Here is a 24,608-nt window from a genome sequence, read left to right on the forward strand (position 1 = left end):
GTCAGTTCCCCTTAGAACCAGGTACGAAGGCCGATGACCAAGCGCGTGTCTTCAAAGGACTCGCCATGCTCGCGTCGCATGTCTGCGGTATTGCCAAACGCGCGCTCGTACACCACGCCGATGTAGGGAGCGAACTTTCGGGTGAACTCATAGCGAAGTCGTAGCCCCGCCTCAGCGGCACTCAGACCCGAACCTATCCCGCGCAATGGATCGTTCTTGCCATAGGCGGTGACTTCCACCAGCGGCTGCAAGATCAGCCGGTTGGTTAGCAGCAATTCGTACTCGGCCTCGACATTGGCGGCAGTCTGGCCCCCTTCGCCGAGATAGGCTGTGGCGGACACTTCGAACTTCATCGGCGCCAAGCCCTGTACACCGATAGCGGCGAAGTTCTGCGATGCCCCAGGCTTGAAGTCATGACGCACACCGGCCACCACATCCCACCACGTGGAGATACTGCGGCCGTAAAGCACTTCCAGATCAGCCGACTCGGTCTGACCATCCGTGCGTTCGCCTTCACTGCGGAGCCAGACGCGATTGAGGTCCGTACCGATCCAGCCCTGGCCCTCCCAGCCCAGCCCGGTGCCCGGATCGGCATCCCAGGTTTCCAGGCGATTGAGCAGCACGTAGCTCTTGATCGAGTTGTCATGCACCGGATGCGCGTGTTCCGGCGCGATGGCCGCCTTGCGATCCGCGTCCGTCACCGCGGGAATCGGGGTGCGCGGCTGCGTTGGCGCTGCAGGCCCGTGTCCCATCTGACTGTGGTCCATGCCCTCCATCGATTGCATTCCCGCTTCTGGTGTAGCGGGCGCGGGCGAATCATGGCCCATCTGCGAATGGTCCATCCCCTGCATCGCAGGCGTGGCCGTGCCGGAGGTGTCGGCTGCAGCGGGCTGTGCCATCTGACTGTGATCCATGCCCTGCATCGACTGCGCCTGCGCTGTGGGCGCCGCAGGTGTGCTCGCGGGCGAGCCGTGCCCCATCTGCGAATGGTCCATGCCCTGCATGGCAGGCTCGGCTGCGTTAGCCTGCGGCTCGGCGTGGCCCATCGCCGCATGATCGATCGTCGCTTCGCTCGTCTTGGCCGGTGTTGCAGGCTTTTGGGCTGGCGCAGGTTTTGATGTCGGTGCCTGATGTGCAGAGTGATCCTGAGTCTGGGTCTGCGCGCCCTGCTCCATCTGCATGGAGCCGTGCTGCATAGATTGGGCGCTGGCCGCATTGGCCAGGGCCAGCGAGATAGCCGTCAGCGCAGTCAGGGTGGTATCGCGTCTATTGATGTTCATTCGTCGACCCTCACCGTGCGCATCATTCCGGCTTCCATGTGATAAAGCAGGTGGCAATGGAACGCCCAGCTGCCCAACGCATCGGCACGCACGCGATACGTGCGTCGGCTACCTGGCGGCATATCCACCGTGTGCTTGCGCACCATGAAGTTGCCGTTGTCGTCCTCCACGTCACTCCACATGCCGTGCAAATGGATGGGATGGGTCATCATCGTGTCGTTAACCAATACGATGCGCATACGCTCGCCGTAGTTCAGCCGCAGCGGCTCGACATCGGAAAACTTCTGACCGTTGAAGCCCCAGGAGAATTTCTCCATGTGTCCGGTCAGATGCAGCTCGATCTCGCGACCGGGGTCGCGTCCGTCAGGGTCTTCAAAGGTGCTCTTGAGCATGGAATACGTCAGCACATGACGGCCGTTATCGCGCAGGCCATTGCCCGGATCATCCAAGCGCGAACTCACGCTCATGGCTTGGTTGTCCAACAGGGGATTGTTGGTCTCGCTAGCAGGGTGTGATTGCATGCCCCCGTGCTGCATGCCTGCCATGGCACCATCGCCGGCGGCGGGCATCGCATGGCCTGCATGGGCCGAGGTCGCGTTACCGCTGACAGGTGGGGTCATGCCAGGCATGCCCATGGCCGCACCACAGCCGCCTTCCATGCCCTTGCTGCCGCCAGACATATCCATCGACCCATGATCCATGCCCATGTCTGCCATCGTCAGCAGCGGCCGGGGATCCACAGACGGAACGGGCGCGCGTAATCCTTCGCGCACAGCGAGCGTGCCGCTGATGTAGCCGGTGCGACCGGAGTCTTGGGCAAAGATGGTGAATGCGTCCTGCCCGGAGGGCTCCACGATCACATCGAAGGTTTCTGCTACCGCGATGCGGAACTCGTCGACGGAAACCGGATGGACATACAAGCCATCTGCCGCCACCACGGTCATCTTCAGCCCCGGAATACGCACATCGAAGTACGTCATGGCAGAGCCATTGATGAAACGCAGGCGCACCTTCTCGCCACTGCGGAACAAACCGGTCCAGTTGCCCAGTGAGGTCGTGCCGTTCATCAGGTAGGTGTAGGTGTTGGCGTTGACGTCGGACAGGTCCGTGGGCGTCATCCGCATCACGCCCCACATCTTGCGATCTTCCAACGTGGCCGACAGGCCGTTGCGCTTCACATCGCGCGCAAAATCGCCGACCGTGCGCTTGTAGTAATTGTCATGGCCCGGCATCTTCTTCAAACGATCGAACAGGGCCGTCGGGTCCAGGTCTGTCCAATCGCTCAGCATCACGACGTAGTCGCGATCGAAACTGAAGGGCTCCGGCTCCAATGGGTCGATGACGATCGGGCCATAGAGCCCGGCTTGTTCCTGGAACCCTGAGTGGCTGTGGTACCAGTAGGTTCCGCCCTGATGCAGGGTGAACCGGTAGTGGTAGGTCTCACCACGTCCGATACCGTCAAAGCTCAGACCCGGCACGCCGTCCATGTTGGCCGGCAAAATGATGCCGTGCCAATGGATGGAGGTGTCCGCGCCATGGATGGAGTTAGCGGGCAATGCATTAGAGACGCGCAAGTTGACCGTGGTGCCTTCCCGCCACCGCAGCAACGGCGCCGGAACGGACCCGTTGACCGTGATCGCGGTGCGGGTCTTGCCGGTGAAGTTCATCGGCGTCTCGCCAATGGTCAGGTCAAACTCAGTGCCCGATAGTACGTTGGGTTGTCCCGGCCCCTTGAGCGCCCAACTGGCTTTGGGCCAGAAACCTAATCCTGCGACTGCGCCTCCCAAGGCCAAGCCTTGGACAAATCGCCGCCGCGAAGGCAGCAGCGGTCCACCGCGTGGACCACGAAAATCATCATGCGACATGAAAATGCTCCAAGCGTCGTGTTGCCACCGGCGGGCGGTGGTACAGAGCGGGCGGCTGGCCTAAACAGGCATGCAAGCCACACCAACGGCGCCATTGCGGCGCCTAGGGACGCTTAGCCGATCGGTGGTCGGATCAGATGAGGCAAGGCAGGTGCCGCATGCCCTAGGGGCAGCGGCATGACATCCAGGCCCAAGGCCAGTTGCACCGAAACATGCAGGCGCGCAGGAAGTGCGCTCGCGCAAGCGTGTACGCAGGCGCACCGGCACGCAGAAGACTTGCAACAGTCGGGACCGGCATGGTCGCCATGCCCAGTGCCAGCCTTTTCAATCGATGTGGCATCGGGATGATGCTCAGCACTGTGATGGGCGAAGCAGTCTTCGTCGACTTGCACCGCGGCAGCCACTTCGCTGGCCTGCTCTTCCATGACCGGGTTCATACTGACGGACGCAAACGCCGACCACGCGCCGTTAAGCACGAGCATGGCGATCAGGAACAGTCGCAGTAGAAGTGAGGAGGCTGACACGGGCGACATGGTATATCACTTTAGACAAGGCGCGTGTGTATCGGTCGTGAACAAAATCTCAAGTAAGCCTGAGATGTCGCGACTTGTCAGTCGCACTAGCCGCGGACACTGCAGCTCCCTCCAGAAGCGCCCAAAGGGCGGGTTGAGGCGAAGAGTTGCCCATAGGGCGAGCGCTTGTTCGGTTTACTTCTCGGGCGTGGCCTCGATCAGCTTCACCAACTCGCGCTTCTGCTGCTTGCTTAGCGAGCCCCAGCGCAGGAGCAACTTGGCCAGCAGATCATCGTCGGTGTAAAGGAAGGCGGCGGGGATCCCCAACGCTTGGGCCAACCGCTCAGCAATCTCCAGCATGGGCTCGTGCTTGCCACGCTCGTACTGGTTGATTCGGGGGCTGGCCACGTGAGGATCCAGACCGGCCCGGATGCCCAACTCCTTCTGCGACAAACCCGTGTGCAGGCGGGCTTGTTTGAGGCGTCGAGCGAAGGTCGGTGTTGAGTCGACGGACAAAGTCACGCGCGCACCCCATGGAGACCCCATAAGGATGGCGGATGTACCCTGCCTTGCATACTAAGATATTCTTAGCTTTGAGGCAACCGGCGACACCGGTAGCGCCGCCCCCCCCCCCCAGGAGCCACGCCGCCCCCCCCCCCCCCAGGAGCCACGCCGCTCCCTCATCCCCGGAAACCGCATGCCCGGAACCTCGTCAATGACGCCATCTGGGGTCGCCAGCATCGAGGAGTTGGGCCTTCGTGGCACCCTTTTCCTAGCCGCACTGTTAGCCGCGCAGCTACGACGCCTACCGGTGGCGCCCACACGCCGCTCCACCTTGCTGGTGCTGGACACGCTGCGAGACTTGGCCTTGATCCAAGTTCCCTGGCCAGCGGATCGATGGCAGATCCGCCCCGATGCCGAGGTCACGCCCATCGAAGATCTGCAATGGGCTTTCGCCTGGTCTACCCACGAGCGCAGGCACCTGCTCCCGGTGCTGGAAGACCAACTCGGCGATATGGCACACGATGTAGACTTGGCGGACGCGAAACTGGAGCTGTGGGATGAACTTGCACTCTGGGAGACCGAGCAGTTTCTGGAGCAGCAATTGCTCAAACATCACTTCGACCCAGGCTGGGCACGTGATGTGGGGTTCGTCTTTCAATCCGGACCGCGGGGCTTGCCGATCGCGCGGTGGCGTTACTGCTGCTGGGCGGCGGTACGCCAAGGTGCCTCGGTGGCGATGCGTCTTGGCGTGCACGACAGCGCCCATGTGCGGGAAGCCATCTTTCAGGAGGTCCAGAAGCGCCTGCGCTACCTGATGACCAGTTCGCCCGAGCAAGGCATGTTCAAGCCCTATCATTTGGCACCGGAGTCCTCAGTAGCCAAACTGTTTGTAGATTGGGTCGTCCCTATGGAATGGGCGTACTGGACAGGTGAGCGCCACCCCAGCCGCTAGCAGACAAACGAGCAGCCTCGTCAGTCGGCTCCCCCATCTTGCGCATGGCCGCGCCGAGTTTTCTTCACCGCATTTTGTGCTGGCGTCAGTTGATTCAGTAGAGGCTCTAGCGCTTCAAGACGTGCATTGGCACGCAACGCATCGGCTTCAGCGCTCTCGCGGCGCTCACGCTCCCGCGCAAGGGTGTCTTGAACTTGAGCTAGCTCGTTGCGCATGGTATCCAAGGTCTTGGCGTCAGTCTTCCAGCGCTCCTGCAGTGCCAAATAGTCCGTCGCGGTCTGGCGCAACGCCACGACCTCGCTGTGTTGGCCTTCGTGGGCCTGTCGTAGCTGGGCAAGCTTACGCTCAATCCGCCCGTGGCGCTCCAGCCATTGACCATTGTCGCGGTTCAGCACCAACAGCTCCTGATTCTTCGCGCCCAAGGCTTCATTGGCCTGACGTAAGGCTACTTGCAGCTCTTGGACCTGATGCTCGTGACGGCGAAGCTCTTGCTCACGCTGCTCTTTGGTTGAAGTGCGGTAGTGCTCAAGCGCTTCCCGGGCATGGGCATGCTTGTCCTCCAGAGAACGCGTATGCGCCTCATGATCAGCCAGCCGCACCGTCATGCCAGCGATGCGCTCGTTCAACTGGGCGATTTCCGCGATCCTGTCACCTAGATTCTGTTGAAGGAGGGCGTGAGCAGCTTGCTCTTGGTGCAGGCTTGCTTCGGTGCGCTGCAGCCGACTGCTCAAGGCGGCAGCCTCCTCTTGGGCACCGGAAAGCGCCTGTTGCCGACTGTGGAGCTCAGCCTGATGGCGCTCACGCTCCTGGGTGAGGATGGCCTCTGCTTCCTCCTGGAGCCGCGAGGCCAAGCGCGCAACCAAGTCCTGCAAAGCATCACTAACGGCTACCGTCCTCGCCGGACCGCCGCCTTCCTCTCCTTCCAGTTCACGCAAGTAGCGGTGGATCGTGGTCTTGGAGCCCGTGTTGCCCAAGGCCACTCGCACCGCGTCGACTGACGGCTTCTTGCGTTGGGCCAGCAGCGCGTCGCGCGCCTTCTGGACGTCACTCTTATAGAGTCCTGCGCGCGCCATCGTGCCACCTCACTTTATTTCGTAATGTATTACATACCATGTAATTACATACTATTAAAGCAGGTAGACGACCGCTCGTCGGCGAAAATAATTATACGGGATAATATTGAATTATCCCGCGTAAGGCGGATTCTGACCCTTCCCCGCGTCCCAAGCAGTACGAAACCGCCCAGGGCCGGCGATCGCTGGGTAGTATGGCCCAGAGCGGAAAGGAGGCCAGCCAGGGTGCAGGCAGGCTCCGCCACCGAGCCCGTTGGCCATCAAAGGACTGTGCATGCCGATCGAACGTATCGTCATCGACAACTTCAAGTCGTTTCGCCATCTGGACCCGCCCCTCAATGCCCACATGAACCTGGTGGTGGGCGACAACGAGGTCGGTAAATGCACCCTGCTGGAGGCCATCCACGCGGTGGTCACCGGCCAGCTGCATGGGCGCAATCTTGCCTACGAGCTCACGCCCTACCTGTTCCACCAGCCCATGGTGCAGGAGTACTTGGGAGCGCTTGCCACGGGCACGCCGGCCTCGCCGCCACGGATCTCCATCGAAGCCTATTTGGGCGCCGACGCCGCGCTGGCGTCGTTACGCGGCACCAACAACTCCCTGCGTCTGGATACCGCCGGCATCCGGCTGCTGGTCGAGCTCAACGACGACTACCGCGAGGAGTTCAACGCCTACCTGCAGCAGCACCAGGGCGCGGTCAGCCTGCCGGTGGAGTACTACACGGTGCGCTGGTACTCCTTCGCCAACAATGGCGTCACCGCCCGTAGTATTCCGTTCGACTCGACCATCATCGACACGCACGGCATCAAGACCTTGTCCGGTGCCGATCGCTATATCGCCGGCATCATCGAGCAGGCACTGACGCCTGCGCAGCGCGTCTCGCTGTCGCTGAGCTTCCGCCGCATGCGGCAGAGCTTTTCCGAAGAAGCGGATGTGGCAGCGATCAATGCCTACTTGACCGAGCACACCGGGGACATCAGCCACAGGGCATTGACGGTAGGCGTGGACACATCGCCGCGCTCAACGTGGGAAACCAGCCTGTCACCCTACCTGGATGAGCTCCCGTTCATCCAGGCCGGCAAGGGCGAGCAAAGCGCGGTGAAGATGAAGCTGGCGATGCACGCGGCCGGCGCGGCTCACGTGCTGCTGATCGAGGAGCCGGAGAACCATCTGTCCTATTCCAGCATGACCCAGCTGATCGACAAGATTGCGGCCCACTCCACCGCCCAGCAGGTGATCATCGCCACCCACAGCAGCTTCGTGTTGAACAAGCTGGGCGTGGACAACGTGATCCTGTTCAGCGCGCAAGGCCAGATGAAGCTGGACCAGCTGCCCAGCGATACCCACGACTATTTCATGAAGCTGCCGGGCCACGACACGCTGCGGTTGATCCTGGCCAAGCAGGCGATCCTGGTGGAAGGCCCTTCCGACGAACTGATCGTGCAGCGTGCCTACAGTGACCATCACGGCGTGGCGCCGATGGCTCACGGCGTAGACATCATTTCGGTCAAGTCGTTGGCATTCAAACGCTTCTTGCAGATTGCCGATCGACTGAGGATTCAGGCCAAGGTGATCACCGACAACGACGGTGATATCGCAGTTGTGCAAGAGCGCTATGCCGAGCACATCAACGCGATCTATTACGATTCCGACGAGAGCGCCCCTTCGCTGGAAGAGCAGCTGATCAAAGCCAACTCGCTGGCCGAACTCAATACCGTGCTGGGCAAGGCCTTTGCCGATGAGGTGGCGCTGCTCAAGTACATGAAGGGCCATAAGACCGATACGGCCTTGGCGATTTTCAATAGCCCGCACTCGATCAGGTTCCCGGACTATGTCCAGCGTGCCATCACCTAACCGGGTCCTGCTCTCGGCAGCCGGCTCGGGCAAGACCACGTTGCTGGTCCGGCAGGCCTTGGAGCGACCTGGGCGCCGCATCGCGATTGTCACCTACACGCTGGAAAACCTAGAAGAGATCCGGCGCTCGTTTGAGGCCCACGCAGGCGCGGTCCCCGCGCATGTCACCTTGCACAGCTGGTATGGCTTTCTGCTGCGCCAGTGCATTCGCCCGTACCAAGCTGCGCTTTGCCCTGAGCCTCGCATCGAGACCATCCTGTTCGTAGAAGGTGTCACCAACAACCGCGCCCCACGCACCCAGGTGGCGCGCCACTACCTGGCGGGCAACCGGATGTATTCGGACCGAGCGGCCGATTTCGCTGTGCGCTGCGATGAGCTGACCCAAGGCCAGGTCGTGGCGCGATTGGCGGCGATGTACGACGAGCTCTACATCGACGAAGTCCAGGATCTGGCCGGCTTTGATCTGGATCTGGTCGAACGGCTGTTGAAGAGCGAGATTGCCATCACGTTGGTAGGCGATACGCGCCAAGCCACGTATGCCACCAACTATGCGCAAAGGTACAGCCAATACCGTGGTCCGAATCTGGCAGCGCTGTTTCAGATTTGGGAGGCCGACGACTTATGCCGGCTGGATCACCGCCTCACCAGTCTGCGCTGCGTCCAGGCCCTGTGCGATATGGCTGACACGCTCTATCCGCAGATGCCGCGGACCCAATCAGGCAATGGCGAGGTCACCGGACACGATGGCATCTACCTCGTCGCTCCAGGGGATGTGGCCGCGTACATGCAGGAGTTCGCCCCCACCGTGCTCCGGCATGACCGGCGGCAGGCGTGCGACGGACTGCCGGCGGTGAACTTTGGGCAGTGCAAGGGCCGCACCTACAGTCGGGTCCTCATCTTTCCGAACGGGCCGTTGACGCAGTACCTGCGCACGGCCGATGCAGCGCGTATCACCGCGCCGCCGAAATACTACGTGGCCTTCGCCCGGGCGCGGCAAAGCGTGGCCTTTGTGTATGCCGGCGCGTGCGCGTTGCCGGGTCATCAGCTCTATGCGCCTGCCAGCGCAGACGCATAGAGCCAGGGGCTGCGATCACATCTTCTTTAACGGCGCCGCGGTGGGCGGCGGCGGTACCGGGCCCGGGTCGTTGAAACACAGCATGATCTGATCGATGCCGAATTGATCGGCCAGGACCTGGGCAATCACAGCATGTACCAGGTCCAGGTCGACCGAGGGCGCCGCGACCGTGATGGTGGCCGCGATCGCACGGCCATGCTCACCGGCGACCAGGCGCAGGTCGTCCACCGCTTTCACGCCCGGGTCGGTAAACATCGCCGCACGGACCTGTTCCAGGTTGAGCTCGTTCATGGGGACTCCAAAGCAGTGCTACCGGCGCGGGGAGCTCGGTCGCGATGCAGCCAACGATAGAGCACCGGCAGCACCAACAAGGTCAATGCGGTGGATGAGACGATGCCGCCGATGACGACAGTGGCCAGCGGCCGCTGCACTTCCGAGCCAGCACCGACATTCAAGGCCATGGGTAGGAAGCCCAGCGAGGCTACCAGGGCGGTCATCAACACCGGTCGCAGGCGTCCAAGGGCGCCGTCGCGCACAGCGTCGTCTAGCGGATCGCCCTGTTCGCGCAGACGGCGGATGAAGGCGATCATGACCAGCCCGTTGAGTACGGCCACGCCCGACAGCGCGATGAAGCCCACACCGGCAGAGATCGACAACGGAATCCCGCGCAGAGCCAGTGCCAGCACACCGCCGGTCAGCGCCAGCGGCACGCCACTGAACACAATGGCCGCATCCTTGGCCGAGCCGAAGGCCATGAATAGCAGAGCGAAGATCAACGCCAGTGTCACCGGAACGACCACGCCCAGGCGTTGGGTGGCCGAGATCAGCTGCTCGAAGGTGCCGCCGTAATCGATCCAGTAGCCCTCTGGAAGCGCGGCATCCTGGCCGATGCGTGTGCGCAACTCGCCGACGAACCCGCCCAGATCGCGCTCGCGCACGTTGGCGGTGATCACCACGCGGCGCTTGCCGTTCTCGCGGTTGATCTGATTGGGCCCGCGCTCTACCTGGATCTTCGCCACTTCCCGCAGCGGCACCGTGCGAGGCCCCCCATTGGCGCCGGCGGCCAGACGGCTGGACTCATCGACACTGGTGCTTGCCGGCAGCGGAATGGGCAGATCTGCCAGCACAGCGGGGTCTTGGCGCTGCGCTTCGGGCAGGCGCACGACCAGGTCGAAGCGGCGGTCGCCCTCGATCAACTGGCCGGCAACACTGCCCCCAATGGCGGTGGCCACCGTTTCCTGCACATCGCCCGGGTTCAGGCCATACCGTGCCAATGCCGCCGGATCTGGCATGATGGTCAGCAGCGGCAGGCCGGAGACCTGCTCGGCCTTGACGTCTTCGGCGCCGGGGACGCTACGCATGACCCGCTCGACCCGGCTGGCCAGGCGCGTCAACTGGTCAAGGTTGTCGCCGTAGACCTTGACCGCCACGTCCGAACGGACGCCGGAGATCAACTCGTTGGTGCGCATCTGGATGGGCTGGGTGAACTCGTAGTTGCTGCCCGGGATTTCCTTGGCCGCCGCCTCCAGCTCTTCCACCAGCTCGGCCTTGGGCTTGCGCGGGTCGGGCCACTGGTCGCGGGGCTTGAGCATCAGGAAGGTGTCGGCCATCGACGGCGGCATAGGATCGGTGGCCACCTCGGCGGTGCCGATCTTTGAGAAGATGTTGGCCACCTCCGGGAACTGGGCCAGGCGCTTCTCCAGCGTTTCCTGCATGGCCACCGACTGCTCCAAGCTGGTGCCGGGAATACGCATGGGCTGCAAGGTGATGTCGCCCTCATCCAGGCTCGGCACGAACTCCGAACCCAAGCGGGTGGCCAGCACGCCACAGCCCACCACCAGCACGGCCGCGCCGGCCAGCACCACCACGCGCCGACGCAGGGCCCAATCCAGCAGCGGCGTATAACGGGCACGCGACCAGCGCATCAGGCGGTTGTCGTGCTCAGCCACACGGCCGCGCAGGAAGCTGGCGATCGCCGCCGGCACGAAGGTCAGCGACAACACCATGGCGCCGGTCAGGGCCAGCACCACCGTGATCGCCATCGGGTGGAACATTTTTCCTTCTACCCCGGACAGCGCGAAGATCGGCAGGTAGACCGCGGCGATGATGCCCAGGCCAAACAAGCTGGGACGGATCACCTCGGCGGTGGCCGAGGCGGTCAGGTCATAGCGCTCTTCATCGTTGAGCTGGCGGCCCAGCGCGTGCTGCGCCTCGCCGAACCGGCGCAGACAGTTCTCGATGATGATCACCGCCCCGTCCACGATCAGGCCGAAGTCCAGCGCGCCCAGGCTCATCAGGTTGCCCGACACGCCGCCACGCACCATGCCGATGATGGTGAACAGCATCGCCAACGGGATCACCGCCGCGGTGATCAACGAGGCGCGCACATTGCCCAGCAGCAGGAACAGCACCACCACCACCAGCAGCGCGCCCTCGATCAGGTTCTTGGACACCGTGCCGATGGTGCGATCCACCAGTGCGGTGCGGTCATAGACGGCCTTGGCATGGACGCCGGCAGGCAGGCTGGCGTTGGCGGCATCCAGCTTGGCCGCGGCCGCCTGGGAGACTTCCCGGCTGTTGGCGCCGAACAACATGAAGGCGGTACCGACCACGACCTCGTGGCCATTCTGGGTGGCCGCGCCCGTGCGCAGCTCCTTGCCTTCGCCCACGCTAGCGACGTCGCGCACCCGAATGGGCACGCCATCGCGCCGGTCCAGCACGATGTTGCCGATTGCCTCCAGATTGGCTAGCTGGCCCGGCACGCGCACCAGGAACTGCTGTCCGTTGCGCTCGATGTAGCCGGCGCCGATGTTCTGGTTGTTGCGCATGACCGCGGCGACCACGTCGTTCAACGTGAAGCCCAGCGCCACCAACTGAGCTGGATCGGGAGTGATGTGGATCTGCCGCTCGAAGCCGCCGATGGTGTTGACCTCGGTGACGCCGGGCGTGGTGCGCAGCTGCGGCCGGATCACCCAGTCCTGCAGGGTGCGCAGGTCCGTGGCCGTGTACGGGGTGCCGTCGGGCTTGCGAGCGTTGGGCTCGGCCTCCACGGTGTACATGAAGATCTCGCCCAACCCGGTGGAGATCGGCCCCATTTCCGGGTCCAACCCTTCGGGAAGCTGGGAGGCGATCTGCTGCAGGCGCTCGGCGACCTGCTGGCGGGCAAAGTACAGGTCGGTGCCGTCCTTGAAGACGACGGTGACCTGCGAAAGCCCGTAGCGCGACAGCGAGCGGCTGTAGTCCAGCTTGGGCAGACCGGCCATGGCCGTTTCGATGGCAAAGGTGACCCGTTGTTCGGCCTCCAGCGGCGAGTAACCCGGGGCCTGGGTGTTGATCTGGACCTGGACGTTGGTGATGTCGGGTGTGGCGTCAATGGAAAGGTGACGGTAGCTCCACACGCCCAGCGCAACCAGCGCAGCGGTGAGCACTAGCGTCAGCCAGCGATGGCGGATGGACAGCCCAATGAGGCGTTCGAGCATGGCGGGCCTCATTCTTCTTCCACGGTGGACTTTTCGATGTCGGCCTTGATCAGGAAGCTTTGGGCCACCACCACCTGTTCACCGGCCTTGAGGCCTTCCAGCACTTCGGCGCGTTCGGCGTCGCGGCGCCCCAGCTTCACCGGCCGGGTGTGGTAGGTTTCGCCCTGCTGCACGTAGACCACGTCCTGGTCTTCTGCGGTCTGCAGCGCCGTGATCGGCACCACCAACGCTGCCGATTGGCGATCCACGGTGACCCGCGCCTTGACCGCCGACCCCGGCCGCCACAGGCCATCGGTGTTGGCCACCGTGCCGCGCGCAATGGTGCTTTGGCTGGCGGTGGCGGTGCCGGGCAGGACGCGCTCCAAGGTGGTCTGTGCGGTGACGCCATCGCTCAAGCGGGTAACCGTCACCGGCACGCCAGCACCGATGTGCTGGGCGTCGGCGCCGAAGATGTGCAGGTCCACCCACAGCGTGGACAGGTCGGCGACCTCAAACAGCGGCGCGCCCTCAGCGGCGGCCATGCCTACGGCGGCCGTGCGCGCCATGACCACGCCACTGATCGGCGCGGTGACGGTATAGGTGGTCAGGCTCAGGTTGCTCTCTACCGTGGCCAGTGCCTGGCCGGCCCGTACCTGATCACCCACGCCCGCACGCACGGAGCGGACCGGTCCGGGGAAGCGTGCCGTGACCTGCGCGATGCGACCGTCAATCGGGGTCAACAGCCCTTGCACCTCATGCTCGTCAGCAATCTCACCGGGGCCTGCCGGTGCGACCTGGATACCCGCTGCCTGCGCAGCTTTGGCGGCAATCTTGGTTTCCAGCGGCGCTTCCTCGTGCTCGCCGTGCTCTTCGCCCTCAGCGGCGGCGCCGCCTTCGGACGCTTCGTTGGGGGCCGACGCGTTGCAGGCGGCCAGCATCATCAGGGCCATGCCCAGTGCGGTCCAGGAAAAGCGATTCATGGGGTCTCTCCGGTGGAAGCAGCCGCCGGCGGCGCGACAAGCGCCTGGCCGGTCAGGCGTTGAATTTCGATCAGGGCGCGCTGCGCATCGAGCGCCACGTCCAGCTGCTGCTGGGCCATGGCCGTGCGTTCGGACTGCAGCTGTGCCCATTCCAGGTAGCTGATCGCGCCGGCGCGATAGGCGCGCTCGGCGGCCTGCTCAGCCCGGGCCAACTTCGGCAGCACCTCGCCTTGCAGCCGTGCCACCTCGGCCTGCGCCACGGTGTAGCGACCATGGGCTTCGACCAGCGTGGAATACAGCGACAGGCCCTTGGCCTCGCGCTCGATCGTCAGAACCTCCAGCTCGGCTTCGCCGGCGCGGATCTCCGGCTGCGCGCGGCTGCGGCTGCCCAGTGGCATGGACAGGCTGGCCACCAGCGCGGTGTCGTCAGTCTCCTGCAGGCGGCGCACGCCCAGCTGCCACGACAAGTCCGGCGAGGCCGCCGAACGCGCCAGCTGCAGTCGTGCCTGCGCGATCCGGCGGGCATCGGCAAACTGCGCCAACTCGGGAGTGCGCTCCAATTCCTCGGCCAGCGACTGCATGGACGCGATCGCCGGCAGGGTCATGGGATCCGCCGCGGCCACCTCGAAGCTCGGAGCACGTTCGCCCCAGAGGGCAGCAAGGTGCTGCCGGGCGGCAATGCGCTGCTGCTCGGCCCGATCACGGGTCAATTCTGCTCTCGCCAGTGCTGCTTGTGCGGTGAGCATCACCGATTCGGGAGACGCGCCAGCCTGCAGGCGCTGCCGGGCAGCGGCGACGGTCCGCTGGCGCTGGCCGACATCCATGTTCGCCAGGCTGCGTTGCCGGTCGGCACCGACAACGGCCAAATAGCGCTGCGCCGTCTCGGCGAGCAGGTCCAGCCGCCCGGTCTCGCGCTGCACGGCCAGTGCATCAATCCGGCTTTGGGCCAAGGTGCGGCGGGCGTCGAGCTTGCCGCCGCGCTCCAGGACCGAGCTCAGGCTCAAGGTCAACTCCGCGCTGTCCAGGCCACGGGCCGCGCCCGTGCCCAGCGCATTTTCAACCTCCGCCCCCAACGTCCACGGTGGCCGCTGCACGGCCTGGTCGCGCTCGGCAGCGAGCACCGTGGCTCGCGCATCGACCAGGCGCAGCTCGGGGTGGGTTTGGGCCACGCGTGCAAACGCGTCGTCCAAGGTCATCAGCTCTTCTGCTGTCGCCGGCGTTGCCGCCGCGCTCAACAGTAGCCACGCGGCCAGGGCCGCCAATCGCACATGCATGAAGTACTCCAGAATTTTCGATAGCCAACAGGGATCCGGCGCACGCCGGCGCGCATCACCCTGCGACCGGCGGCCGGAACGGCGCGAGCAGGTGCTCATGCCGATATCTGTCCGCATGGGCTGTCGCCGACGGCCAATGCCGGCCGATATGAGCAATGGCCAACACTATTTCTGGAGCCGGCGCGGCCTGGCTACAGCACAGCACCAGCTGCTGTAGCCGGTGCAGCGCGGCGTCTACGCCACGCTCGGAAGCTGGTGATGCCACTGCCGGGTCATGGTCGGCCGCGGCCAGATGGGTTTGAGCATGGAGCTCGCCAACCACTGCCAGCACCGGCTGCGTCACAAGGCCCACGGCCAAGTGCGCCAGCAGCAGCCAGCGCAGGCCACAGCTCAGCCGGCCAAGCGCTGTCATGCAGGCGTTTTGCGCGCGTCGGCACGCGCCCGGCGAGCATCACCCAAGATCTCGAAAGCCTCCTTGATCACATACAGGCCGATCAGGGCGCCGATCACGAAATCCGGGTAGGGGCTGGCCAGCCACCACACCAACAGGCCGGCCAGAATCACCCCAACGTTGGCCACCACATCGGCGCGGGTAAACAGCCAGGTCGCTCGCAGATGCACTTCGCCAGACTTCAAGGGGGCGAGCATACGGAGCACCTTCAGGTTCACGGCCAGCGAGACCAGAGCGGTACCGATCATCCAACCGCTGACCGGCTCGGCGCCGTACATCACCCGGCGGCCGACTTCGACCAGCACGCCTACGCCCAGCACCAGCAGCACGCTGCCACTGACCCACGCGGCGTTGGCCTTGAAGCGCGCCGTGCGCCCGATAGCGACCAGGCCAATGGCATAGGCGGTGGCGTCAGACAGCATGTCCAGCGCGTCAGCCAGCAGCCCGGTGGAATGGGCAATCCAGCCGGCAATGCCGCCGATCACGGCCATCGCTGCATTCAGGACCAAGGCGATCCAGAGGATGCGTCGCTCCTCCTTGTTCTTGGCTTCGTGGTGGCACCCGCAATCACTCATGTCTTGGTCCTCTGCTGTGTTGTTTCATTGCTTGTTTGCGCCTGGCTGTCTACGCACACCGGAACGGGCATTGGCGAGGAACCCCACGATGGCGGCGGTGCCTACCAATACCTGCGCCAGCAGCGACTGCCAGGTGGGATACAGGCCGATCCACTCGATGCGCGGCAACGCGAGCGGTGTTTGAGAGATCCAGCCCGCTTCCTGCAACGCGGCCACGCCTTTACCGATCAGGATGACCGCCATCACCGCGATGAGAATCGAGCTGATCGAAAAGAACCGGCCAATCGGCAGCCGCCTGCTCATGCGCAGCATCCAGTACGCCACCGCAGCCAACACCGCGATTCCCGCCACCAGGCCTGCGAGGATGGCGGTGGACGCCTGATCGCTCCACATCGCGATGTAGAACAAGATCGTCTCAAACACCTCGCGGTACACCGCGACAAAGGCCAGCATGAACAGGAAAACAGCCGAGCGCCGTGTCAGCGCAGTCGTCAGCTTGGCGTGCAGGTACTCCTGCCACCGCCCTGCAAGGCTCTTTTGGTGCATCCAGATGCCTACGCTGAGCAGGACAGCGGCAGCGAACAAGGCCGAGACGCCCTCAGTGACTTCCCGGTTCGCACCGCTGATATCAACAAAGTAAGTGGCCACTGCCCAGGTAGCTGCGCCTGCCAACAACGCGCAGATCCAACCCGCATGCACATACGGCAACACATCAGACCGCTCGGCTTTACGCAAGAACGCCACGATACCAATCACGATCAGCAGCGCTTCCAGTCCTTCGCGTACCAAGATGGTAAAGCTGCCTAGAAACGCGGTGCTGGCGCCTATTCGGGTGTCCTGCAGCGCCACGTCCGCGCGATCAAACAGCTGGGCAATTTGCGCTGCCTGCCCGGCAACGTCAGCCGCGGGCGCATGCTGATCCAGCTGCGCGCGGTAGCCTGCCATGGCCGTCTCGATCTCTCGCAGCAATGACGGATTGCGCGTGGCCAGCGTGGGTTCAAGCGGCTCTACACCATCCAGATAGGACGAGAGCGCAAGCTTTTTGGCTTGAGCCAGGTCCTCATCAGCGTAAGCGCGCTGGCTGGCGGCCAGTCGCTGCCGCGCCACCGCAAAGCGATCGGCTCCTGGTACCGCTTCGTTTACTGCCTGTGGCTGCGAACGCAGGTAGGCGATGATCGCGTTTGCCTGATCGGCGGGCATCGTGGTGGCAAGATCGGCCTCTCGCGTGCGTGTCAGCGCTTCGAGCGAGGGAATGTGCGTATGGGCCTCGGCACTGGTGCGCCATAACGCCTCACCTTGAGCCTTGGCTTGCGAGGAGTACCCCAAGCTGCCCACATAGAATGCCAACGCCCAGCGATCACTTTCTGACAGCCCAGAGAAGCTGACCATGCCGGTACCCGGCACACCCTGGGAAATGACCTCGTACAACGACAGCGGCGTTCGCTGCGCGGCGCGAGTGGCATCGGTGAACGCGATCGGCGGCGGACTTAACGCTTGCGCGGCGGGGCCATCACCGTGACCTGTGGGGCCGTGACAGGCCGCGCACTGCTGGCTGTAGATGGACGCGGCCTGGGAGGTCTTCGGCGCGCTCGCCGGAACAGCGCCGATCGGGTAGCGGGCCAACAGCGTCGTGCCGAGCCCGCGCGCCAACGTTGCCACTTGCGCCGGGTCGGCCTTCTCTGCCACCGCCTGGACCAGGCGGTCGGCCTGGGCCGTCAGCTCCTGCTGGTTCTGGCCACCGGGCAATGCTGCCAGCTGACTGCGCACGGCGCCGGCAAACTCGCTCATTTCGGCGTATTCGTTGGGGGCAATTACGCGACCGGCCTGGACCGCGCCGGGGTAGTCGACCGCGATGTAATCGAGCATCTGCCAGGTTTGGCGCAGGTCTGCTGCGGCAGGCTCCGCCTGAGCAGAAGCGGGCAGAACCCAGCCGATCAGCAAGGCAATCAGGCAGTAGCGAATCAAGGCGATGGGCAGTGGCATGGTCGTCACATGCAGCGCCGCGGCCGGAGTGGCGGCGGATACGGGTTCAGCGTAAAGTCCGTAGCTACTACGGAGTCAAGCGTACTACGAATGAAAATCAGTGAGGCTGCCGACGCCAGCGGATGCCACTTGGAGACGATTCGCTATTACGAGCGGATCGGGTTGCTGCCGCGCCCGGGGCGCACGGGCAACGGCTACCGGGTCTATGGCCCGGCCGACATCGAGCGGCTGCGCTTCATTGCGCGTGGCCGGGACCTGGGCTTCAGCCTGGAGGAGGTCCGCAGCCTGCTGCAGCTGGCCGGCGATGAGGAGCTTTCGTGCGGGGACGTGGACCGGTTGGCCCGCAGCCATCTGGCCGACGTGCGCGCCCGCATGGCCGACCTGCAGCGCATGGCCAGCGAGCTGGAACGGGTGATTGCCAGTTGCCATGGCGGGCAGCGGGCGGAATGCACCATCCTGTCGACGCTGCGCCAGACGACCTCGGTGGAGGCCACGCGCCAGTGACCGAACTGGACCGCTACCTCGATGCGGCCACGCGCCAGAACACGGTGCGCAGCTATGCGTCGGCGCTGCGGCACTTCGAGGTTGAATGGCAAGGCCACCTCCCAGCGACACCTGACAGCGTGGCCCGGTACCTGGCCGCTTATGCGCAGACCTTGGCGACCAGCACCCTCCGCCAACGTCTGGCGGCCATCGCCTCTTGGCACCGCGACCACGGCTTTGTCGACCCGACCCGATCGCCGCTGGTGCGCAAGGTGCTCAAAGGCATCCAGACCCTGCACCCGGGCCAGGTCAAGCAAGCCGCGCCGCTCCAGATTCGGCGGCTGGTCGAGCTCGATGACTGGCTGGCCGCGGCGATCGCTGCGGCACATGCCCGGGGCGATGGGCCGGCGGCGCTGCGCCATCAACGAGACCGAGCGCTGGTGCTGCTCGGGTTCCGCACTCTGGAGCTGGCCGCCATCGGCGCCCGTGAGCGGGTCAATCTGGGCTACTACCGCAGCATCAGCCACGCGCTGACGCCTGCCACGCGCACGCTCATCGACGAACTGCTGCGCGCACCGGAAGGGTCCAGGTTCACCGGCTGGCAATCACTCAAGCGCGAGCCCGGCCGGCCCACCAACAAGGAAGTTCGGTTCTACCTGCAGCACATCCGCATGCTGCAGCAGTTGGCCGACCAGCTGCCTCCCATCGATGTGCCGGTGCCCAAGCTCAAGCAGTTCCGTGCAATGGCTCGGGCCTATGACGCCAGCGAGCTGGCCGAACTGGCTCCGGACAAGCGCTATGCGCTGGCCACCATCTTCATTCGCGCCCAGCATGCCAAGACACTGGATGATGCAGCCGAGTTGTTCATCAAGCAGGTGCGCGGGCTGGAGAACACGGCCCAGCAGAAATTGCTGGCCTACCAGCTCGAACATGCCAAACGGGCCGACTTCCTCATCGGCCAGCTCAAGGAAATCCTGCAGGCCTATCAGCTAGACGGCAGCGATAGTCAGCGCGTGGATGCCATCGACAACAGCCTGGAAGCGGAAGTGTCGACCTTGCTGGCCGAATGCGAAGAACATATGGCCTACGCCGGGAAGAACTACCTGCCTTTCATGCTGCAGCCCTATGGCGCGGTCAGGCCGCTGCTGTTCAATGGGCTGGAGCTGATGAAACTTCGGGCGACCAGCCACGACGCCGGCATGGAGCCGCTGATCGCAGCGGTGCTCTCGCTGCGCAACCAGCGCCGTGAGCTGATCGAGGTCGCCTCCCTCGGTTTGGACCCGGAAAAGGACTTTGACTGGATGTCCAAGCTCTGGTGTCAGCACGTGTTCGGCAAGCGGGCCAGTGCAGCCGGCGCCGGCTGGATGCACCGTAAGTACTTCGAGCTGGCCGTGCTGGTGCAGGTCAAGGACGAACTGAAGTCCGGAGATCTCTTCATTCCCAGCAGCGAACGGTTTGATGACTACCGTGAGCAGCTGGTCGATGAAGCCACCTTGGCCCAGGAACTGGAAGCCTACGGCCAGGTGTCAGGCCTGCCCACCGACGCCGAGTCTTTCGTGGCGGGATTACGTGCACAACTGACCTCCCTGGCCGATGAGGTCGACGCGCGTTTCCCGGAGAACGTACATGCGGACATCCTGGATGGGCGCCTGGTGCTGCGGAAGGGGCAACGCGCCGAAGTCTCCAGCGCGATTACCACGGTGGATCGCCTCATCGCCGAACGGCTTCCAGAATCCAGCATCGTCGATGTCCTGATCGATGCCAGCCAATGGCTGGATCTGCACCGTTTCTTCCGCCCGATCGCCGGCACCGAGAGCCAGGTCGAAGATCTGCCCCGACGTGTGATCACCACGCTATTCTGCTATGGCTGCAACCTGGGGCCGACGCAGACGGCGCGGTCGATCAAGGGCTTCAGCCGGCGCCAAGTCGCTTGGCTCAACCTGAAATACGTGACCGAGGATGTGCTTGAGAAGGCCATCGTGGAGGTCATCAATACCTACAACAAATTCGACCTGCCTGGCTATTGGGGCAGCGGCAAGAGCGCATCAGCTGATGGCACGAAGTGGAGCGTCTACGAGGACAACCTGCTGTCGGAGTATCACATCCGCTACGGCGGCTACGGTGGCATCGGCTACTGCCACGTGTCCGACAAATACGTAGCGCCGTTCAGCCACTTCATTCCCTGTGGCGTGCACGAGGGCATCTACATCCTCGACGGTCTGTTGGCCAACACTTCCGACATCCAGCCTGAGATCGTCCATGGCGACACGCAGGCCCAAAGCTATCCGGTCTTCGGCCTGGCCCACATGCTGGGCATCCAGCTGATGCCCCGGATCCGGAACATCAAGGACCTGACATTCTTTCGGCCCGAACCGGGTAGGGCTTATAAGAACATCCAGGCACTGTTCGGGGACAGCATCGACTGGCAACTGATCGCCACCCATCTCCACGACATGCTGCGGGTGGTGATCTCCGATTGGGCAAGATCACCGCGTCCTCGATCCTGCGCCGGCTGGGCACCTACAGCCGGAAGAACAAGCTGTACTTCGCCTTCCGGGAACTTGGCAAGGCCGTTCGAACGCTGTTCTTGCTGCGCTACATTGATGACAATGAGATCCGCAAAACGATCCATGCTGCCACCAACAAGAGCGAGGAATACAACGGCTTCGTGAAATGGGTGTTCTTTGGCAGCCAGGGGATCATTGCTGAGAACGTCCAACACGAGCAGCGCAAGATCATCAAGTACAGCCAGCTGGTGGCCAACATGATCATCCTCCACAACGTGGAAGGCATGAGCCGGACCTTGGCCGAGATGAGGAAGGAGGGGATTGAACTGACGCCCGAGATCCTGGCCGGCCTGTCGCCTTATCGGACCAGCCACATCAATCGCTTCGGCGACTACCACCTGGATCTTGAAAGGGAAGTGGCGCCGCTGAGCTACACAGCCAAGGTGCTTGAACAGACCCCATAGATGGGGAGAACCTGATCGAGAGACGAGCAATCAACTTTGAAATTCAGTCGCTTAGGCAGCTTTTGGCCCTGTACGTAATGATTCCCTGCCGACCCTCTTCAAGGTTCATCCCAGCGACTGCCCAGTTGAAGGCCGCTCTTTCGTGGGCATTGAGTTCCGCGTCGATAGCGTCAATTGACTGCCGGTATTGCTGCTGGGTTCCATTCGTAACCATCTTCTTGTCTGTCGGACCGCTGCAGGCAGCTAGCAGTGCTGATGCTGCCAGGATCAGTGTTGCTCTGCTTCTGGCCGCGGTGATGAAGCGGTATGGCTGTTCGCTCATGCGTCCCCCTGTCAATGAAGAAGACAGAATATCGGGTTTTTAGATATCGGAGAACTGGATATAGCTTTCTAGGCCGCTCAGCCAAGGCGCGGTCGTGTCGAAGTCCATCCATCGAAAAGAGTACGCTGCCCTCATTGAGGCTGTTCGCGAGGCGCGGCTAGCTGCCGGTCTGACCCAGGCCCAGGTGTCCAGCATGCTGGGCCGCAGCCAGTCATTCATCAGCGACGTCGAAACAGGCAAGAGAAGGGTTGATGTGGTGGAGCTGAGAGATATCGCCCGCCTGACAGGCCTTTCGCTGGGCAAGTTGATCACAAACTTTGAGAAGCGAATCAAAGGCTAAAGCCCCTTAGGGTGTAGCGGTAGGTTCGCGCTTCTTGCCGGCCGGTCGGGACCAGGCGCACACGCCAGTGACAGACGGCCAACCGGATGGAAGGGGCACGCCCTGCCGGAAATCCCTGACGTAGATCGGCCTCGGCGTGCCGGGTCGAAACTTTAGGCTGTTTTGTGGAACCGTGGGGTCTGAACCCTCGTGTAGATCCGGGTGAAGCGACGTCTTTACAGTTGTTGATGTGAAGACATTTCTCCGGCCCACTCCACAGCAGCTCCACAGGTCGCTAAAGCGAACCCCTAAATGCCTCCGATGGGCTTGTCGCGGGGCCTATACCCTTTCGGCGCGACTGTCTGACGTGGAGGATTGCGCCCTACACAAGCTTCGAGACGCAAAGGCTATCGCTTGAGCGCTTGGCAAAGCGCGAGCTAGGGATGGGGTTCGGAGAGTGGCGCAGTCGGCTTCGTTTTCTGAGGGCAATTGATGCCTTGGGTTCAGACCGATCAATTACGCAGATTGCAGACGATCTGGGCTATGCAAACTCAACGTCTTTCAGTGAGATGTTCAAGCGACACTCTGGCCGGACCCCAGACCAGTATAGAAGGGGCCTCAGTCCGCTCCAGCGAGAGGTGGAGCCCTCCTCCCGCTGAATCGAGGCAGGCCTCGAAGCTGTTGGGTCAACCATTTAGCTGGCCCAGACAGTGGCCATTCGGATCGATGGATCATCCAGAGGGTGTCAACCACCGGAGATCCACAGTCAACCACCTCAATTGCGTCTTGCCGAGCGAAGGATTCACGGGCGTGTCGCGGAATGACAGTGAATCCCAGCCCGAGCGATACCGGCTCAAGGATGAGCGCAACCTGATTGGTGAAGCCGTGTATAGGAAGCGCGCGTACGCCTGGATTTCCTGGGAACTTGCGGGCGAGAAGGCGGGTGGCCATAGCCTGGCCATCTGGATGATCAACGAAACCCAACTTTTGAAGATCCGCCCAGCTGTCCGCGCAGGCACCTCTCGGAACTACCAGCTCAAGCGCCTCCTCGGTGAAGGGCTCAGCCCGCAGCCGAGGGTCATCCGGCCGAAGTGCAAGTAGACCCACCTCGTACTTCTTCTCCAGTACCGCCGATAGGATTTCTGGGTCCGGCGAGAAGCGATGACGAATGATCAAGCCGGGATGGGTGCGCTGGAAGTCCAGCAACACCGGGTAAAGAGCAAGGCCAACACTCCCGGGGGTTATCAGCGCAAACTCCCCCTGATCGCTGTCCGCGCTCGCGAGCTTGGCTTGAAGCCGGCGATCGGCCGAATCCATCTCTTGGCAGTACTGCAATAGAGCCATTCCCGCCGGCGTCAGTTCAATAAATCGTGGTCTGCGCAGAAACAGGGCACCCAGCTGTTGCTCAAGATGACGTACATGCTGACTGACCGCAGCCTGGGTGAGCTGCAGCTGGCCTGCGGCCCTGGTAAAGCTCCCGACCTCTGCGATAGCCCGAAAGGATCGGAGCCAATGCTCATTCAGCATAAGAATATTTTATCAATCTGATAAAAATGGATCAGATCATGGTTGAGTTGCAGGGTCTAATCTTGCGGCTACCCCTCTCTTCAGTGGTGTGCCGTGCCTGCCCTACCCCCTCCCTACCCTCGCGCCTTCTCCCACATCGGCCTGTCTGTTACCGATCTCGATGCCGCGGTTTCCTTCTATACAGAAGTCTTGGGCTGGTACCTCGTCATGCCGCCGACCAGGATTGCTGAAGACGAAAGCGCAATTGGCGTGATGTGCACGGATGTGTTTGGGCCTGGATGGGGCAGCTTCCGCATTGCACATCTATCCACTGGTGACCGGGTTGGAGTCGAAATCTTCCAGTTCAATAACGCCGAGCGTCCCGCGAACAACTTCGAGTACTGGAAGTCGGGCGTCTTCCACTTCTGTATTCAGGATCCGGACGTTGAAGGCCTGGCCGCTCGGATTGTGGCAGCTGGTGGAAAGCAGCGAATGCCGGTTCGAGAGTACTTCCCAGGGGAGAAGCCCTATCGGATGGTTTACATGGAGGATCCGCTGGGCAACATCCTGGAGATCTACAGCCACAGCTACGAGCTTACGTATTCAGCTGGCGCGTACGTCTAGCTCCACGCACACCCTCAGCCAGCTTTCGACTGCCAGGCAGTCCTCGCCAAACTGAGACACGACGGTACGGAGCAAGTGTCTCGGCTGTAGAAGTCAGAGGTCTGCAAGTTAGAAGCTGGCGAACGTAATTTTAACGATTCATCGGCGAGCCGCGCCGCTAGCCCTAAGGAGCATATGATGAAAATGAACGGCATTCGTTGGCCGGAAGGCTACCTTCCTGGTTACACCGAAAACTTTGTCTCGAATGAGCTGATCGTCCTCGGCCTTGCCGCAGCTGATGTTTGGCCGTTGCTTGAAGAGCCACGTCTGTGGCCGACCTACTACGGAAATTCAGCCAATGTGCGCTTCCACGATGGCGCCGGCCCTCTGTTGCGAAACGGGGATCGATTCTACTTTGAAACCTTTGGCTTCCCCGTGGAGGCTCAATGCGTCGAGCATGAGGCTCCTACCTCCGAGGGTCCGGGCCGGATCGCTTGGCATGGCTGGGCCGGTGAGCCCGGGTCTGCCGATCGACTTGACGTTCATCATGCGTGGATTACCGCGTAG

21 protein-coding genes and 2 pseudogenes are annotated in these 24,608 nt (G+C 62.9%); 10 read left to right on the plus strand and 13 right to left on the minus strand.

Annotated features, from left to right (window positions below):
* Positions 1 to 11 precede the first annotated feature (11 nt).
* The 4 genes from ACZK08_RS10195 to ACZK08_RS10210 all read right to left on the minus strand — a co-directional run bounded on the left by ACZK08_RS10195 (position 12) and on the right by ACZK08_RS10210 (position 4,203).
* Positions 12 to 1,280 carry a copper-binding protein CopB gene (locus ACZK08_RS10195; RefSeq protein WP_005413421.1) on the minus strand — a complete coding sequence of 423 codons (1,269 nt, stop codon included), beginning with the start codon at positions 1,278 to 1,280 and terminating at the stop codon, positions 12 to 14.
* Positions 1,277 to 3,145, minus strand: coding sequence for a copper resistance system multicopper oxidase (locus ACZK08_RS10200; RefSeq protein WP_012480217.1), 1,869 nt, complete (start codon positions 3,143 to 3,145; stop codon positions 1,277 to 1,279). The genes ACZK08_RS10195 and ACZK08_RS10200 overlap by 4 nt, the downstream gene beginning before the upstream one ends.
* Before the next feature lie 113 nt (positions 3,146 to 3,258).
* The gene (gene copL / locus ACZK08_RS10205; RefSeq protein WP_012480218.1) at positions 3,259 to 3,678 is read right to left on the minus strand and encodes a transcriptional regulator CopL; all 420 of its coding nucleotides are present in this window, start codon (positions 3,676 to 3,678) and stop codon (positions 3,259 to 3,261) included.
* Between the two features lie 174 nt (positions 3,679 to 3,852).
* Positions 3,853 to 4,203: a helix-turn-helix domain-containing protein gene (locus ACZK08_RS10210; RefSeq protein WP_043033515.1), complete on the minus strand. Its 351-nt coding sequence runs from the start codon at positions 4,201 to 4,203 to the stop codon at positions 3,853 to 3,855.
* A gap of 151 nt (positions 4,204 to 4,354) precedes the next feature.
* On the opposite strand from ACZK08_RS10210, the gene ACZK08_RS10215 reads away from it, so the two are divergent.
* Positions 4,355 to 5,113: a hypothetical protein gene (locus tag ACZK08_RS10215; RefSeq protein ID WP_223224790.1), complete on the plus strand. Its 759-nt coding sequence runs from the start codon at positions 4,355 to 4,357 to the stop codon at positions 5,111 to 5,113.
* A gap of 20 nt (positions 5,114 to 5,133) precedes the next feature.
* Here ACZK08_RS10215 and ACZK08_RS10220 read toward each other — a convergent pair whose 3' ends face one another.
* Positions 5,134 to 6,186: a DNA-binding protein gene (locus ACZK08_RS10220; protein WP_033835653.1), complete on the minus strand. Its 1,053-nt coding sequence runs from the start codon at positions 6,184 to 6,186 to the stop codon at positions 5,134 to 5,136.
* 274 nt (positions 6,187 to 6,460) lie between these two features.
* Between ACZK08_RS10220 and ACZK08_RS10225 the strand changes: the two genes are divergently transcribed.
* The gene (locus tag ACZK08_RS10225) at positions 6,461 to 8,041 is read left to right on the plus strand and encodes an ATP-dependent nuclease (RefSeq protein ID WP_478452167.1); all 1,581 of its coding nucleotides are present in this window, start codon (positions 6,461 to 6,463) and stop codon (positions 8,039 to 8,041) included.
* A complete protein-coding gene (locus ACZK08_RS10230) occupies positions 8,019 to 9,116 on the plus strand; it encodes a UvrD-helicase domain-containing protein (protein ID WP_033835655.1) in 1,098 nt (365 codons plus the stop codon). The genes ACZK08_RS10225 and ACZK08_RS10230 overlap by 23 nt, the downstream gene beginning before the upstream one ends.
* 15 nt (positions 9,117 to 9,131) lie before the next feature.
* On the opposite strand, the gene ACZK08_RS10235 is transcribed toward ACZK08_RS10230, so the two are convergent.
* From ACZK08_RS10235 to ACZK08_RS10260, 6 genes are all read right to left on the minus strand, one after another.
* Positions 9,132 to 9,407, minus strand: a complete 276-nt coding sequence (locus ACZK08_RS10235) for a hypothetical protein (RefSeq protein WP_019184735.1) — start codon at positions 9,405 to 9,407, stop codon at positions 9,132 to 9,134.
* Positions 9,404 to 12,595, minus strand: coding sequence for an efflux RND transporter permease subunit (locus ACZK08_RS10240; protein ID WP_033835656.1), 3,192 nt, complete (start codon positions 12,593 to 12,595; stop codon positions 9,404 to 9,406). The genes ACZK08_RS10235 and ACZK08_RS10240 overlap by 4 nt, the downstream gene beginning before the upstream one ends.
* An 8-nt stretch (positions 12,596 to 12,603) precedes the next feature.
* Entirely contained in the window at positions 12,604 to 13,554 is a 951-nt protein-coding gene (locus ACZK08_RS10245) for an efflux RND transporter periplasmic adaptor subunit (RefSeq protein WP_021201906.1), read from the minus strand.
* The gene (locus tag ACZK08_RS10250) at positions 13,551 to 14,828 is read right to left on the minus strand and encodes a TolC family protein (protein WP_012480227.1); all 1,278 of its coding nucleotides are present in this window, start codon (positions 14,826 to 14,828) and stop codon (positions 13,551 to 13,553) included. Before ACZK08_RS10250 ends, ACZK08_RS10245 begins: the two co-directional genes overlap by 4 nt.
* Before the next feature lie 408 nt (positions 14,829 to 15,236).
* Complete coding sequence (locus ACZK08_RS10255) at positions 15,237 to 15,854, minus strand: cation efflux transmembrane domain-containing protein (RefSeq protein WP_005413376.1); 618 nt, start codon at positions 15,852 to 15,854, stop codon at positions 15,237 to 15,239.
* Between the two features lie 24 nt (positions 15,855 to 15,878).
* On the minus strand, positions 15,879 to 17,837 hold the full coding sequence (locus tag ACZK08_RS10260; RefSeq protein WP_021201907.1) for an FTR1 family protein: 1,959 nt from the start codon (positions 17,835 to 17,837) through the stop codon (positions 15,879 to 15,881).
* A 90-nt stretch (positions 17,838 to 17,927) separates the two neighbouring features.
* Between ACZK08_RS10260 and ACZK08_RS10265 the strand changes: the two genes are divergently transcribed.
* From ACZK08_RS10265 to ACZK08_RS10275, 3 genes and pseudogenes are all read left to right on the plus strand, one after another.
* Positions 17,928 to 18,341: a MerR family transcriptional regulator gene (locus ACZK08_RS10265; protein WP_012480230.1), complete on the plus strand. Its 414-nt coding sequence runs from the start codon at positions 17,928 to 17,930 to the stop codon at positions 18,339 to 18,341.
* A pseudogene (locus ACZK08_RS10270) lies at positions 18,338 to 18,775 on the plus strand (site-specific integrase); the annotation flags it as partial. The gene ACZK08_RS10265 and the pseudogene ACZK08_RS10270, both read left to right, overlap by 4 nt.
* Positions 18,764 to 21,291 (plus strand): annotated as a pseudogene (locus tag ACZK08_RS10275) (Tn3 family transposase); the annotation flags it as partial. The pseudogenes ACZK08_RS10270 and ACZK08_RS10275, both read left to right, overlap by 12 nt.
* 43 nt (positions 21,292 to 21,334) lie before the next feature.
* Here the strand turns inward: ACZK08_RS10275 and ACZK08_RS10280 are convergent.
* Positions 21,335 to 21,613: a hypothetical protein gene (locus ACZK08_RS10280; RefSeq protein WP_033835997.1), complete on the minus strand. Its 279-nt coding sequence runs from the start codon at positions 21,611 to 21,613 to the stop codon at positions 21,335 to 21,337.
* A 94-nt stretch (positions 21,614 to 21,707) separates the two neighbouring features.
* Between ACZK08_RS10280 and ACZK08_RS10285 the strand changes: the two genes are divergently transcribed.
* A complete protein-coding gene (locus ACZK08_RS10285) occupies positions 21,708 to 21,953 on the plus strand; it encodes a helix-turn-helix domain-containing protein (RefSeq protein ID WP_033835998.1) in 246 nt (81 codons plus the stop codon).
* A gap of 422 nt (positions 21,954 to 22,375) precedes the next feature.
* Entirely contained in the window at positions 22,376 to 22,591 is a 216-nt protein-coding gene (locus ACZK08_RS10290) for a helix-turn-helix domain-containing protein (RefSeq protein WP_080353455.1), read from the plus strand.
* Here ACZK08_RS10290 and ACZK08_RS10295 read toward each other — a convergent pair.
* Complete coding sequence (locus ACZK08_RS10295; protein ID WP_033835999.1) at positions 22,551 to 23,459, minus strand: LysR family transcriptional regulator; 909 nt, start codon at positions 23,457 to 23,459, stop codon at positions 22,551 to 22,553. The two genes, ACZK08_RS10290 and ACZK08_RS10295, sit on opposite strands and share 41 nt — an antisense overlap.
* Positions 23,460 to 23,552: 93 nt before the next feature.
* Here ACZK08_RS10295 and ACZK08_RS10300 point away from each other — a divergent pair, with 93 nt between their 5' ends.
* Both ACZK08_RS10300 and ACZK08_RS10305 read left to right on the plus strand, forming a co-directional pair.
* Positions 23,553 to 24,062, plus strand: a complete 510-nt coding sequence (locus ACZK08_RS10300) for a lactoylglutathione lyase family protein (protein WP_033836000.1) — start codon at positions 23,553 to 23,555, stop codon at positions 24,060 to 24,062.
* A 177-nt stretch (positions 24,063 to 24,239) separates the two neighbouring features.
* Positions 24,240 to 24,608 carry an SRPBCC family protein gene (locus ACZK08_RS10305; RefSeq protein ID WP_229295632.1) on the plus strand — a complete coding sequence of 123 codons (369 nt, stop codon included), beginning with the start codon at positions 24,240 to 24,242 and terminating at the stop codon, positions 24,606 to 24,608.

The sequence above is a fragment of the Stenotrophomonas sp. 112478_Sma genome (assembly GCF_056479905.1).

Excerpts from the sequence above, each read along its gene's own strand:
- ACZK08_RS10195 (WP_005413421.1), bottom strand. The coding sequence starts at position 1,280 with ATGAACATCAATAGACGCGATACCACCCTGACTGCGCTGACGGCTATC.
- ACZK08_RS10200 (WP_012480217.1), bottom strand. The coding sequence starts at position 3,145 with ATGTCGCATGATGATTTTCGTGGTCCACGCGGTGGACCGCTGCTGCCT.
- copL (WP_012480218.1), bottom strand. The coding sequence starts at position 3,678 with ATGTCGCCCGTGTCAGCCTCCTCACTTCTACTGCGACTGTTCCTGATC.
- ACZK08_RS10210 (WP_043033515.1), bottom strand. The coding sequence starts at position 4,203 with ATGGGGTCTCCATGGGGTGCGCGCGTGACTTTGTCCGTCGACTCAACA.
- ACZK08_RS10215 (WP_223224790.1), top strand. The coding sequence starts at position 4,355 with ATGCCCGGAACCTCGTCAATGACGCCATCTGGGGTCGCCAGCATCGAG.
- ACZK08_RS10220 (WP_033835653.1), bottom strand. The coding sequence starts at position 6,186 with ATGGCGCGCGCAGGACTCTATAAGAGTGACGTCCAGAAGGCGCGCGAC.
- ACZK08_RS10225 (WP_478452167.1), top strand. The coding sequence starts at position 6,461 with ATGCCGATCGAACGTATCGTCATCGACAACTTCAAGTCGTTTCGCCAT.
- ACZK08_RS10230 (WP_033835655.1), top strand. The coding sequence starts at position 8,019 with ATGTCCAGCGTGCCATCACCTAACCGGGTCCTGCTCTCGGCAGCCGGC.
- ACZK08_RS10235 (WP_019184735.1), bottom strand. The coding sequence starts at position 9,407 with ATGAACGAGCTCAACCTGGAACAGGTCCGTGCGGCGATGTTTACCGAC.
- ACZK08_RS10240 (WP_033835656.1), bottom strand. The coding sequence starts at position 12,595 with ATGCTCGAACGCCTCATTGGGCTGTCCATCCGCCATCGCTGGCTGACG.
- ACZK08_RS10245 (WP_021201906.1), bottom strand. The coding sequence starts at position 13,554 with ATGAATCGCTTTTCCTGGACCGCACTGGGCATGGCCCTGATGATGCTG.
- ACZK08_RS10250 (WP_012480227.1), bottom strand. The coding sequence starts at position 14,828 with ATGCATGTGCGATTGGCGGCCCTGGCCGCGTGGCTACTGTTGAGCGCG.
- ACZK08_RS10255 (WP_005413376.1), bottom strand. The coding sequence starts at position 15,854 with ATGAGTGATTGCGGGTGCCACCACGAAGCCAAGAACAAGGAGGAGCGA.
- ACZK08_RS10260 (WP_021201907.1), bottom strand. The coding sequence starts at position 17,837 with ATGCCACTGCCCATCGCCTTGATTCGCTACTGCCTGATTGCCTTGCTG.
- ACZK08_RS10265 (WP_012480230.1), top strand. The coding sequence starts at position 17,928 with ATGAAAATCAGTGAGGCTGCCGACGCCAGCGGATGCCACTTGGAGACG.
- ACZK08_RS10280 (WP_033835997.1), bottom strand. The coding sequence starts at position 21,613 with ATGAGCGAACAGCCATACCGCTTCATCACCGCGGCCAGAAGCAGAGCA.
- ACZK08_RS10290 (WP_080353455.1), top strand. The coding sequence starts at position 22,376 with ATGGGGTTCGGAGAGTGGCGCAGTCGGCTTCGTTTTCTGAGGGCAATT.
- ACZK08_RS10295 (WP_033835999.1), bottom strand. The coding sequence starts at position 23,459 with ATGCTGAATGAGCATTGGCTCCGATCCTTTCGGGCTATCGCAGAGGTC.
- ACZK08_RS10305 (WP_229295632.1), top strand. The coding sequence starts at position 24,240 with ATGAAAATGAACGGCATTCGTTGGCCGGAAGGCTACCTTCCTGGTTAC.